General features: G+C 35.8%; 9 protein-coding genes and 1 pseudogene. 3 read left to right on the top strand and 7 right to left on the bottom strand.

Going from position 1 to position 12,628, the window contains the following annotated elements:
* Positions 1-83: 83 nt before the first annotated feature.
* The 5 genes and pseudogenes from C568_RS0100120 to C568_RS35035 all read right to left on the bottom strand — a co-directional run.
* Positions 84-1,844, bottom strand: coding sequence for a sigma-54-dependent Fis family transcriptional regulator (locus tag C568_RS0100120; protein WP_018780383.1), 1,761 nt, complete (start codon positions 1,842-1,844; stop codon positions 84-86).
* Positions 1,845-1,956: 112 nt separating this feature from the next.
* Positions 1,957-2,865, bottom strand: a complete 909-nt coding sequence (gene prpB, locus C568_RS0100115; protein ID WP_006094816.1) for a methylisocitrate lyase — start codon at positions 2,863-2,865, stop codon at positions 1,957-1,959.
* Positions 2,866-2,882: 17 nt separating this feature from the next.
* Complete coding sequence (prpD, locus tag C568_RS0100110; protein WP_016114807.1) at positions 2,883-4,319, bottom strand: 2-methylcitrate dehydratase; 1,437 nt, start codon at positions 4,317-4,319, stop codon at positions 2,883-2,885.
* A 98-nt stretch (positions 4,320-4,417) separates the two neighbouring features.
* Positions 4,418-5,536 (bottom strand): citrate synthase, encoded by a 1,119-nt coding sequence (mmgD, locus tag C568_RS0100105; RefSeq protein ID WP_018780382.1) that lies wholly within the window; start codon positions 5,534-5,536, stop codon positions 4,418-4,420.
* A 421-nt stretch (positions 5,537-5,957) separates the two neighbouring features.
* Positions 5,958-6,160 (bottom strand): annotated as a pseudogene (locus C568_RS35035) (HesB/YadR/YfhF family protein); the annotation flags it as partial.
* Positions 6,161-6,484: 324 nt separating this feature from the next.
* Between C568_RS35035 and C568_RS0100095 the strand changes: the two are divergent.
* Together C568_RS0100095 and C568_RS0100090 are read left to right on the top strand one after the other, a co-directional pair.
* Complete coding sequence (locus C568_RS0100095) at positions 6,485-6,922, top strand: hypothetical protein (RefSeq protein WP_026008695.1); 438 nt, start codon at positions 6,485-6,487, stop codon at positions 6,920-6,922.
* Between the two features lie 166 nt (positions 6,923-7,088).
* Positions 7,089-7,379, top strand: a complete 291-nt coding sequence (locus C568_RS0100090) for a hypothetical protein (protein ID WP_006094811.1) — start codon at positions 7,089-7,091, stop codon at positions 7,377-7,379.
* Between the two features lie 144 nt (positions 7,380-7,523).
* Here C568_RS0100090 and C568_RS0100085 read toward each other — a convergent pair whose 3' ends face one another.
* Positions 7,524-10,049 carry a PBP1A family penicillin-binding protein gene (locus C568_RS0100085; RefSeq protein ID WP_018767193.1) on the bottom strand — a complete coding sequence of 842 codons (2,526 nt, stop codon included), beginning with the start codon at positions 10,047-10,049 and terminating at the stop codon, positions 7,524-7,526.
* 654 nt (positions 10,050-10,703) lie between these two features.
* On the opposite strand from C568_RS0100085, the gene C568_RS32415 reads away from it, so the two are divergent.
* Positions 10,704-10,910: a KTSC domain-containing protein gene (locus C568_RS32415; RefSeq protein WP_018767192.1), complete on the top strand. Its 207-nt coding sequence runs from the start codon at positions 10,704-10,706 to the stop codon at positions 10,908-10,910.
* A 199-nt stretch (positions 10,911-11,109) separates the two neighbouring features.
* On the opposite strand, the gene C568_RS0100075 is transcribed toward C568_RS32415, so the two are convergent.
* Positions 11,110-12,114, bottom strand: a complete 1,005-nt coding sequence (locus C568_RS0100075; RefSeq protein WP_006094807.1) for a GH25 family lysozyme — start codon at positions 12,112-12,114, stop codon at positions 11,110-11,112.
* Between the last annotated feature and the right edge of the window lie 514 nt (positions 12,115-12,628).

Genomic DNA, 12,628 nt, shown 5'->3' with positions numbered 1-12,628 from the left:
CTAAAAACTTGATAGAACCTGGGCTAAATAAATAGAAAACGTAAAACTGTCTAGACAGTTTTACACTGTTTATAACAATTTGTCTAGATTTTGAATCGTGATAATTTGTTATAAAGAGTCGCCCTAGAAATCCCTAACAATGCTGCTGCCTTTGACTTATTCCCTTTTGCTTCTTTTAAAACGCGTTCAATTAATCCTCGCTCTTCCTCTTCACGTACCACTTTCATCGCTTCTTGCTTTGCTGGTAAAGACTGAATCATAGGTACTAATTTTTTCTGTTCCATATCCCGATAATAGAATTCTTCTGGTAAATCCTTAGCTCGTATATGTACATCATCCGATAGTGCAAATAGTCTTTCTAACACATTGATTAATTCCCGAACATTTCCTGGCCAATTGTAATGGAACATAAGGCGTAATACTTCTTTATCAAGTGTCTTTTCTTTAGCACCATACATTTGACATAACTTTTGTAAATGTTCTTCGACAATGAGTGGGATGTCTTGCTTTCGAAAACGAAGTGGTGGAATATGAATCGGAATAACATGAAGACGATGATATAAATCTTCTCTAAATGTACCTTCTCTAACCATTTGTTTTAAATCTTTATTTGTCGCTGCAATTAGCCTAAAATCAACTGGAATTGGATGTGTACCACCAATTCTTTCTATCTCCCTTTCTTGTAAAACACGTAAAATTTTCACCTGTGTTAATAGAGACATATCACCGATTTCGTCTAAAAATAACGTGCCATGATTCGCAAGTTCAAACTTCCCTGCTTTCCCGTTCTTTTTGGCACCTGTAAAAGCACCTTCTGCATAACCAAACAGTTCGGATTCTAGTAAATTATCAGGAATAGCAGCACAGTTCACACTGATAAATGGACCGTTTTTTGTTATACCTGTATCATGTATAGCTCTTGCAAATTGCTCTTTACCAACACCACTTTCTCCAGTAATTAACACAGACGCTTTCGACCTAGCTGCTTTTCGAGCCATTTTTTTCGTTTCAGAAATCGTCTGACTTTCTCCAAGAATATCTTCGAATCGAATTTGCTTCTTCTTCGGTTTAGAAAATAACGGTTTGACAGCACTATCTTTTTGATCAAACCTCTCTAGTATTTTATAAATATCTGAAATCCCTTCATGAATAAGCATGCCTACAGCACCTATCACTCTTCCTTGCTTCCAAATCGGCATCCGATGCACAACTAAATTTTGGCCTTGCAAACGATGCACTTGATTTCTTTCTGGTACCCCTGTTTTTAATACAACTGGAAGCCTCGTATTCTCAATTACATTTTCGGCCAGTTGTCCAATTGCTTCTTCTTTCGATACTCCGACAAAGCGGCTATACGTATCATTAAACATTTGAATGACGCCGTTTTCATCCACAATCGCAATGCCTTCATACGCAGTGTCGAAAGACAAACGAAACCATTCAATTAATTGTTGTGATTCTTTTAATTGCTGTTTTAGAAACTTTTGAAAAGCGAAAAGTTCAGGCTTGTCTATGATTCCTACAAGTACTCCGTCTTGTTCAGTTGTCACATAAAATGGTATATCCTGTAATTCGTTCATAGTTGTTTTCATACTACCCTTATTAATAGAATTAGTGACAATCATATGAACTAACATACTTTTATCACTTTTTTGTTGTATCCACTGAATACAATCTGTTAGTTTTACAATGCCAATCATTTGCTTTCCATCTAGCACAGGAAGTTCATCCTTTGATATTTTAATAAGAAGTTTAACTGTTTCAGTAATCGTATCGTTACTTCTCACAAACTGGAAATCTTGCTGCATCCATTTTTCTACAGAGAAATCTTTTGTAGAACTCATATCTTCTCACCTCTTGTATACAACAATTCAAATCATATAAAAAGGCGATGAATTCTCACATCAAGCAGTTGTTCTTGCCCAAGATGTCCCATCATCGCCTTTCTTCTCTGTTCTATTGATCTTCAGATAAAACTGTTTTTGCAATTCCGTTATCTAATTCCTCAAAATCATGATACGAAATTGTTTCATACAATTCACTTCTCGTTTGCATGTTAGATAACCCTTCTTTTTGTGAGCCTGTTTCTTTAATTAGCATAAACACACGCTCATATGCTTTTGCTGCAACGCGAAGTGATGTAACCGGATAAATCACCATTTGGAAGCCCATATTTGCAAATTCTTCTGCACTATAATATGGAGTTTTCCCAAATTCAGTCATGTTCGCAAGCAACGGAACATTTACTTTACTGTTGAACAAACGGAATTCTTCTTCGGATTGAAGTGCTTCCGGGAAAACAGCATCTGCACCTGCTTTTACATAAGCAATCGCTCTTTCAATTGCTGCATCTAATCCTTCTACACCGCGAGCATCTGTACGTGCTACAACAACAAGTGTTGGTGCTACTTCTTTAATCGCTTTAATCTTCTGTACTAATTCCTCAGTGGAAACAAGTTTTTTTCCATTTAAGTGTCCACATTTTTTCGGTAATTGTTGATCTTCAATTTGGACAGCGGCTACATTTGCTTCCACCATCTCTACAGCCGTTCTTGCTACATTTAACACTCCACCAAATCCTGTATCAATATCGACAAGAAGAGGTAAGTCCGTTGCTCTAACAAGATCTCTTGCTCTGTCAGCTACTTCAGTAGACGTTACAATACCTAAATCTGGCAAACCCTTACTTGCTGTATAAGCAGCTCCCGATAAATAAAGAGCTGAAAACCCAGTGTTTTTTGCAACAAGAGCAGCCATTGCATCATGAGCACCAGGGATTTGTAAAATTTCAGGTGCCTCTACTAAAGCTCGGAATCGATTAGCAAGCTCTTCTTGTGTTGACGGTTTATTCACAACCCAAGCCATTCTTATTCCCCCTATACTTAAATTAAGAAAAGATCTACAAATTCATTTACATTCATATTTTCTAACTTTTCTTCATTCAAACAAGCTTCATGAATTTTTTCTTGCTGTTTATTAGAATAATGAACAGCCATATTTGCAGAAAACTTTTGAACAACCTTTGGAATCGCTTCGTCTCTACGGAAACGGTGACCTAATGGGTATTCACACTCTACGTTTTCTGTTACTGTGCCATCTTTAAAATGAACTTGAACAGCGTTGGCGATTGAGCGCTTGTTCGGATCAAGGTAATCCAAACTATACTGTTTATTTTCTACAACAACCATCTTATTTCGTAATTCATCTACACGAGGGTCAAATGCAACTTCATCCTCATAGTCATCTGCAACGATATCGCCTTTTAATAGACCAATTGCAGTAATGTATTGTAAGCAATGATCGCGGTCAGCTGGGTTATTTAATGGACCTTCTTTATCAATAATACGAACCGCCGATTCATGTGTTGTAATTGTAATACGGTCAATTTCCTCTAATCGCTCTTTCACTTCTGGATGTAATTTCACTGCGCATTCTGCAGCTGTTTGAGCATGGAATTCTGCTGGATATGATACTTTAAACAATACATTTTCCATTACATAAGAATCTAAAGGTCTTGCTAATTTTAGTTCCTGCTTATTAAATAATACATCTTGGAATCCCCATCCTGGTGCAGATAATGCTGTTGGATAACCCATTTCACCTTTTAATGCAGTAAGTGCAAGGTAAACACCACGGCTTGTTGCATCCCCAGCTGCCCATGATTTACGTGAACCTGTATTTGGGGCATGACGATATGTACGAAGACTAGAGTTATCAATCCATGCATGAGACAATGCATTAAAGATTTCTTCACGCGTGCCACCAAGCATTTTTGTAACAACTGCTGTTGTCGCTACTTTTACATATAATACATGGTCAAGACCAACGCGGTTTAAACTATTTTCTAATGCAAGTACACCTTGGATTTCATGAGCTTTAATCATCATTTCAAGTACATCGCGTACTTTTAATGGTTCTTTTCCTTCTGAAATACGAACGCGGCTCACATAATCTGCAACAGCTAAAATTCCACCTAAATTATCAGACGGGTGTCCCCATTCTGCAGCAAGCCATGTATCGTTATAATCCAGCCAACGAATCATACATCCAATATTAAAAGCACCGCGTACTGGATCAAGTACAAATGATGTTCCTGGTACACGTGTACCATTTGGCACAACTGTTCCTGGTACAACTGGTCCAAGGAGTTTCGTACATTCAGGATATTGCAGCGCTAAAATTCCGCATCCAAGCGTATCAAGTAACACATAGCGTGCTGTGCTAAATGCTTCTGAGCTCGTCACCTCTTTATTTAATACATAATCCGTAATCTCTTCTAAAATTGCATCTTTTTGTTTAATTTCATTTGTTTTAATCATGCTATCCTTCCCTTTCTGTCGAAAATTCGTTATTATTGAGGATGGGTGTCGGTCAAACACCCACCTGGCGGGCGGCCTTAACAACTCCCCAGTTGTTTTTATTTGCTAAGCACATGTCGCTCGCCGATATAATTTACACGTGGGCGGAACAAGCGATTGTTTGTATGCTGTTCAATAACATGCGCACATAAGCCTACTGTTCTAGAACTGAAAAAGATTGGCGTGTACAGTTGAATTGGAATACCTAACATCCAATATACTGGAGCTGCATAATAATCTAGATTCGGATAGATTCCTTTTTCCTTCTCCATAATTTTCTCTCCAGCTTCACACATTTCATATAATGTATAATCACCTTTTACATCACATAACTGTTTTAAAGCTTCTTTCATCATGAGTGCTCTTGGATCTATCTTCTTCATGTAGACGCGATGTCCAAATCCCATGATTTTTTCTTTGTTATATAATTTTTTTTGCAGTAACTCTTCAAATTTCTCAACATTTCCAGCTTCTAACAGCATGTACATAACTGCTTCATTTGCACCGCCATGTAGGCTTCCTTTTAAGGATGCGACTGCTCCTGTTAAAGCACCATATAAGTCTGATTGCGTAGATGCGATAACGCGAGCTGTGAATGTAGAGTTTGGCATTTCATGTTCACTATATAAAACTAAAGAGCGGTCGAAGATTTTCTCTTCAAGCTCAGTCGGTTTTTTACCAGTTAACATATAAAAGAAATTCGCACTATACGATAACTCCTGAAGCGGCCCAATTGGCTCTTCATTGTTTAAAATATGATAACTGTTCGCAACAATATTTGGCACTTTGCTTAACAATTTATAACCACGACTTTTGTTCACTCCTAGCGAACGGTTTTCAATATCGTTATCATAACCAGCTAATGCTGATACACCTGTACGTAACCCATCCATCGGGTGTGTTTCTTTTGGCAATGCTTTTAAAACATTGAATACACCTTCTGGTACTTCATATTCTTCCTTCAATTTCTTTTCAAGTTTTTCCTTTTCATCCTCATTTGGTAGATGTTCTTCTAATAAAAGGTGCACAATGTCTAAATAACCTTTTGTCTTTGATAGTTCAATTAAGTCATATCCTTGAATAACAATTTCACCTTTTACCGTATCGAGAAACGAAATTTTCGTCTCCGCTGCGACTACACCATCTAATCCCGGGGAAAATTTTTCTTCAGCTTTCATTATCATTTCCTCCAATCCTAATAGATCTTCGTGCACATAACTGTAAGCCTTTACAACATTGTGAACTACATTTCTATCTCAATGTATCAGAGTTTTTAGAAGATTTCAATTTATTTTATAATGATAAGTTTCCTATACTTTTCCTGCTGTAATAAAATTGTTTTTTAAGAATAACGTCTAAATTTTTTATCAAAAAGCCCATTGTCCCTTCTTTTTCTTTCAAACCGAAATATATTGATTTTCAATAAAATTCCATATAAAGCTTATACAACAAACAATTTACTCCGTATATTTTATTATCTTTTTTCAGCACACAAAAAAGCGAGTTGTACATATACACAACTCGCTCACACTTATTTTATATATCGATATTAATTAAATACAATTTTTATATAAAATATTTTCATTTTTAATAAAATTATTATTTTACATAGTTAAATTCAATTTCGTCCATTTTCTTATGATAACTTACTACTAAATCACAGTCCCGAAAATACCAAATATCGTCGGAATCGACAAAAAAAATTGAATGCCATCCTGTTCAACAGATGCGGCTATATCTTCTGACACCTCAAAAGCCACTCCTAAAGAATAACTAGGCTGAATGGTGCTATTATCTCCATATAAAAACTCATAAAAGGTATTATTTATTACAATCATATTGTATCTTTTTATACAGGAACTTCCTTCCGTAAATAGATGTGTTTTTATAAAAAAAGTCCACCATCTATAGTTGGAGTTAGTCTTTCGACTATTGAACTATTAAATAAGTTTATATTTTTTTTGAATATAATTATTGAAAGCGGCTCTTCATTTTAACTTCATGCCCCCAATACGATTTTTTAATAAAGTTTTCTGTAGAGCTTATATACCTTTTTAGTAAGAATGTCCAAGCTATTCTCTAGAGTCTTCATATTATAAGGTATCAAACAATAGGTGGTGAGAATTATAACGCATATTATTGATTTTCAAGCTATTCAGCCACGTAGTAAAACAAATGCAAGACAACCAATTCCAATTGACCATTCTCCAAAAAGAAATTCAGTTGCTCAGTTACGAGTAAATATTCCACGTAGAGACTCCCGTGACAACACAGTAGAATTAATCGCAACAGTTGGAGTTGAAGGAGTTACAAACATCGCTCAAATCGTATTTCGTATTTTCCGCGATAATACTGAGATTTTCAACACTCAAGTTGGGATCGAATCCACTGATTCAGAACAATTTTATGCTGTAACCTTCCAAGCAATTGACAAAGATCTAAGATCCGGAACTCATATTTACACGCTTACTGTTGAAAATATGACTGCTGGTGCCGAAGCTGCAATAGTAGGTCCGGTTTCTTTTAGCGCGTTAGCTATTGGCAACGACCACGATTGCTGTTAATGAAACTACTACAATATCTAAATGTCTTTCCAACAAGAAAGAACTCATTTCTGTTCTTTCTTGTTCTTTTTTATATACATTCTATACTCTGTAAAAATTCGCGTGCACATTTGCAGCTCGTGCAAGAATATACTGCTATACAATACGATTTAGGGGTGATTCTTTTATGTATTTATTTCCAACAAGAATTGCCGTTGTAGCCCCAGTTGCCTCTCCTTCTGTCCATTCTGTTCCCGTTCATACAGCAACTTCTGATGTTGGCATTGAACTCCCAGCAACTTGGCAGCAATATCAATTATCAGGTGGAGTAACACCTTCATTTTGGCATCACGGCACACCTCCTAGTGGCACTACCTATTATGGTCATCCTCCCCATTCTCCGTATCCACCTCTCCAGATTTTCTATCATTTCCCATCAATTTATTTTCAAAATTTTTATGGGACCTTCAACATTTGAACATATATATATTCTTCCATTTCATATACAGTATTTTTATACATGATAGCATACAAAAAAACACCTAAGTTACCGATCGATCTCCGGTATCCTAGGTGTTTTCCATACACTTTTATATGATTGAAACTTTAAAAAACATTATATTTATTGACCACCATTTGGAGTTGCCTCTCCTTGACCATTTCCATTGCTCGGTTGTGTTGCATTTTCATGGCCGTTTCCACCGCTTGGTGGAGTTGTATTCCCCTGGCCATTTCCGCTGCCTGGCGGGGTTGTATTCCCCTGGCCATTTCCGCTGCCTGGCGGGGTTGTATTCCCTTGGCCATTTCCACTGCCTGGTGGAGTTGTATTTCCTTGGCCGTTTCCACTGCCTGGTGGAGTTGTATTTCCTTGGCCGTTTCCATTGCTCGGCGGAGTTGTATTCCCTTGACCATTTCCATTGCTCGGCGGGGTTGTATTCCCTTGATCATTTCCACCTTGATTATTTGTTGCATTGTCTTCATTTTGTTTATTTTGATCATTATTTTGCTTATTTTCTTCATTTTGTTTTTGCTCTTGTTGTTTTTTATCTCCATCTGTTTGTTGCTGCTGTTCTTGCTGTTTATTTTGACCATCATTTTTCTGCTGTTCACTTGAGTTTGAATTTGACGTGCTCGGATTTGGAGAAGAATCTCGTTTTGCACCTTTCACACGTAATTCATCACCCTCTTGAACAACACTACTTGGCGCCTTAAAGCGTGACGTATTTGTTCCAAATTTACTCATCATTTCTTTAAAAATCTGTTGTGCAATTTTCGTATTTTTGCTGCTTATATAATCTTCAGGACTATCTTTCATATATCCAGTCCAAACTGCCATTGTATACTGCGGTGTGTAACCCGCAAACCAACTATCACGCGATGCACTAGATGGTATACCATATTTCGATATTTGTTCAGATGAATAGTTTGTTGTTCCTGTTTTACCTGCCACATCTAAAGAACTTACATTAGCTGCTGTACCAGTACCAGAACTCACAACAGAACGTAGCATATCTGTGATCATATATGCTGTATAATCTTCCATAACACGTTTCGATTTTGGTTCAAAACTTTGTGATTTCCCATCAGGATAAACCACTTTTTTAACAAAGTGTGGTTTTGTATATTTACCATCATTACCAAATGTAGCATATGCTCCTGCAATTTCAGTTGGCGATACTTCATTTGTACCAATTGCTGTTGACTCAACTGCATCTTTTTTAAATGGAATACCTAAGCTTTCTGCAAAGCTTTGTGCTTTACTTAATCCTACCTCTTTTGCTGTTTTAATTGCTGGTATGTTACGAGACCATTTAAGAGACTCACGCATTGTTATCATACCTTTATACGTTTTATCAGCATTTTGAACCTGTTGTCCTGTCGAATATTTATATGCTGAATCATCGAGTTGATGATAAGTTGGCCATTTTAAATATTCAATTGCTGGACCATAGTCAAAAATTGGCTTCATTGTTGAACCTGCTGAACGATCTAGTTCAATTGCCATATTATGCCCTTTGAATGTCGCTTTATTTTCACCACGTCCACTACCTATAGCACGAATTTCTCCAGTTTTTGTATCCATAAATGTAAAAGCACCTTGGAATTTATCATTTGGATAACTAATAATATTTTTGTTTAAAAGATCATCAGCATATTTCTGCGCTTCTTGGTCTAAAGTTGTGTAAATAGATAACCCATCAGATCCAACGTTTGCATCTGGTAACTCTTTCTCTACTTCCTTCACAACAGCGTCTATAAATGCTGGATATGGCATTTCTGTAACTTCTTTAGGAGGAAGTAGTCCGTCGGTTACAGGGACCTTCGATGCTTCTTCCATTTGTTTTTTCGAAATATATCCATGTCGATTCATTAAATGTAAGACAACATTTCTACGCTCTGTTGCCCGCTCTACATTTTGCGGTTTTGTTGGATCATAAATACTAGGGCCTTTTGGTAGTCCTGCAAGCATCGCAGCCTGTGGTAAAGTTAAGTCCTTTAATTCTTTTCCATAATAGTTTTCAGCTGCTGTTGCAATACCATATGAGCGGTTCCCTAAATTAATCTTATTTAAATACATTTCTAATATTTCATGTTTTGAATATTGCTGTTCTAACTTATAAGCTAAAAATATTTCTTGTGCCTTACGCTTAGGGGTTTTATCCATAGACAAGAAATAGTTTTTAATAACCTGTTGGGTAATTGTACTTCCGCCTTGTGAGCCATAATTCCCAGTAAGGCTGACTAAAACAGCACGTGCAGTCCCTTTGAAGTCAACACCACTATGATCATAAAAACGTGCATCCTCTGTAGCTAAAAATGCATTTTCTATTAACTTAGGTACTTGATCATACGTAATATTTGTTCGTTTCTCTTTCCCATATTCATATATCAGCTTTTTATCTTTATCATAAATTTTTGCTGATAATGGATTGACAAGCTTTTCCTTTTCAAGTTTCGGAGCATCTTTTATCATAATGAAAAAAGTAGTTACTCCTCCTACGAGCGCCACGATTCCAAGTATTAAACATCCAATTAAAAATTTACGAAAAAACGATGTTTTACCTTTCGTTTTTTCTACATTAGCACTTGGTTGCTTTTTCTTTTGTACTTGTCTTCGCTCTTCTCGAGAGCGATAATTTTCTGACATCTTGCTTTCTCCTGCCTTTCAATTCTCCCGTTGATTTACACGAAAATGAAACCAACATCTTGATTTCACCTCAACAAATAAGCCTATATACTTTGGACAACTTTTTCCCCTCTATCTTTCTAATAATACTTACATGTAACACATATAATATAAGAGGTTGGCTTTCATTTTGCTTTTGGCATAAGTTAATTCGAAAATTTTAAACAGCAAAGTATAAAAAACATATAACCTCGTATAAATAATATACTTTTTTTTCATTTGGTCAAACTTTTTTATTTGAAAAACTATTACTAGTAAATCAATAGTGAAATAAAAATATCACACCAATATGAATTTCGTGTGAACTCACAATAAACTAAGCGATCACAAAAAACAGTACTATATAAATACAAATTGAAAAACCGACATAAAACCTTTCTTTTTTAGGTAAAAGAGAGCATCCGGCCATGCATAGAAGCGATCAGACCCTCTTCCTACCCCATAGAAAATGAGTGCAGGCCACCCTTTGTTCTTCATAGCAGCGACTTATATGTCGGAAAATCAAAATGGATATATAATATGCAATGTATAGCATCTAAGTATTATAATTCTATAAATTAGCAGGATTTCCCTTTCTTAACAGCTAAACATATTGAAGAAGGGAGATGAACTAACATGACTTTATATCCAGTAATTTCTAAAAACTTAGTCGCTGTAGGTTATAATCCATCATCTATGATTTTACGAATTGAATTCAGAAATGGCACATATGATTTTTACGATGTACCAGAAAGTATATACACAGGATTACGAAACGCGCAATCCAAAAGCTATTATTATGACACCTATATTAGAAATTCCTATCGTCACACCAAAATTTAATCAGTAAGGTTCCTCATTCTCCTAACTTCTTTTCTTGCACTGACTTTCGAAGTAGTGATATTACTGTCTGCAAATAGCATGATAAATAGGAAGCAATTTATATCATTGTATAAATGATTATCTTATGTAAAACAAAAATGGTATTACATTGTTTATCGAATGTAATACCATTTTTAAAATTTAAATATAGCTTCCAATACTACTTGATCACTACTTGCTCCTCTTTAATCCAGCTGCTTTGTCCAATATCAATAGCACCCTCTTTTCTTGCCCAAACACGATAAGAACTTGAACCATCAATCAAACCTTTAAAATTTATACATTCAGGTTCTGCATAATAATTAATTCCATATCCAACAGGGTAGTTTGAATATGCATGGAACCACTCTACATCAAAGTGCTCTAATTTCACCCACTGTTTCTCGTTTCCTAATTTAATCATATCCTTATCTCCACCACCCCAATATCCTTCAAAAATTAGATACGGAATTTTATTTGTGATATGTCCAGTAAATATAGGCTCTTCAGGATTCTTATATAGATTAATTCCGTAACCTTCAGGGTATTTCGAAATAGCAATTCCAATACCTACTGGTTGTCCTAAATTGTCCTGCACCTGACTTGTACCATCTATAAACCATGAAAGTGACTTATCGCTAACTAAATAATTCAAATCAACTTTTCCTATCCCGTCAATATTTCCTGTTTCAGTATATTGCCATATATCACATGGATATGCTGGTTTATTACCACCATATCGCGGAATCCAAAGGAAATCCGCTCTCACCCCACTTAAACCATACTTATTATACATGTGATGACCTACGTACAATCCAACTTTCCAACCCGCAGCTTTACAAGTATCAATAAATGCTTGGGATGCTTCAGCTAACTGATCAGGACCACAACTTTTTAACGTATCATCTTCAACATCAAGAACAAGAAATTTAGCGTTAGCACTTACTCTTGCCATAAAATCTTTTGCTTCTACAATTGCATCTTTAACAGAAACATAACAACCATAAGCATATGCTGCATGTGAAATACCACGTTGTTCCAGATTCGTTACATAGCTTGTATACCGCTCATCAACTGTTCTTGAACCATACTGCACACGGCATATTGCAAGATCAATCTGAGGTGCTACCACATCCCAATCGATATTACCATTCCACTTAGAAATATCAATAATATGTTTGCCCATTATTCATCTCCTCCTTTTGTAATATCACATTTAAATACTTAGAGAAATACTTCAATCTCCCCTCCAACTTGTCCATATACTTGATCGATTCCGACAATATGAATATAGTAAGAATCGATTAAAATAGGTGTGTGTTTTGCCAGTTCGATTTAATACTTTATCGAACGCTAAAGTGAAACTTTAATCAGTGGGGAGCTTACTACCCGCGAATAGAGGGATAAATTAAATATTCAATCAGGATATAAAATGTTATATAACGCCCTATCATGACTCAGTTATCTGCCTTCTATAAAACAATTTTCATCGTACACTTTTTAAGAAACAATCCTAAAAATTACTTACCACTATACTTATAGTAGTAAGTATCTATACTAAACATTGGTAATATTCAATACAAACATTATCAATTAACTATATGAGTCAACTATGTTACATTAATACCACGGTTACTATTACCGTTAAATCCTTGCTCCCTTCAAGGATTTAACATACTCTCCTAATCCAATATGTATAA

It is taken from the genome of Bacillus sp. 95MFCvi2.1 (assembly GCF_000374965.1).
GTDB classification, from domain to species: domain Bacteria; phylum Bacillota; class Bacilli; order Bacillales; family Bacillaceae_G; genus Bacillus_A; species Bacillus_A pseudomycoides.
The sequence above is the reverse complement of the archived record's forward strand: the minus strand, read 5'-3'. Positions and strand labels throughout refer to the sequence as shown.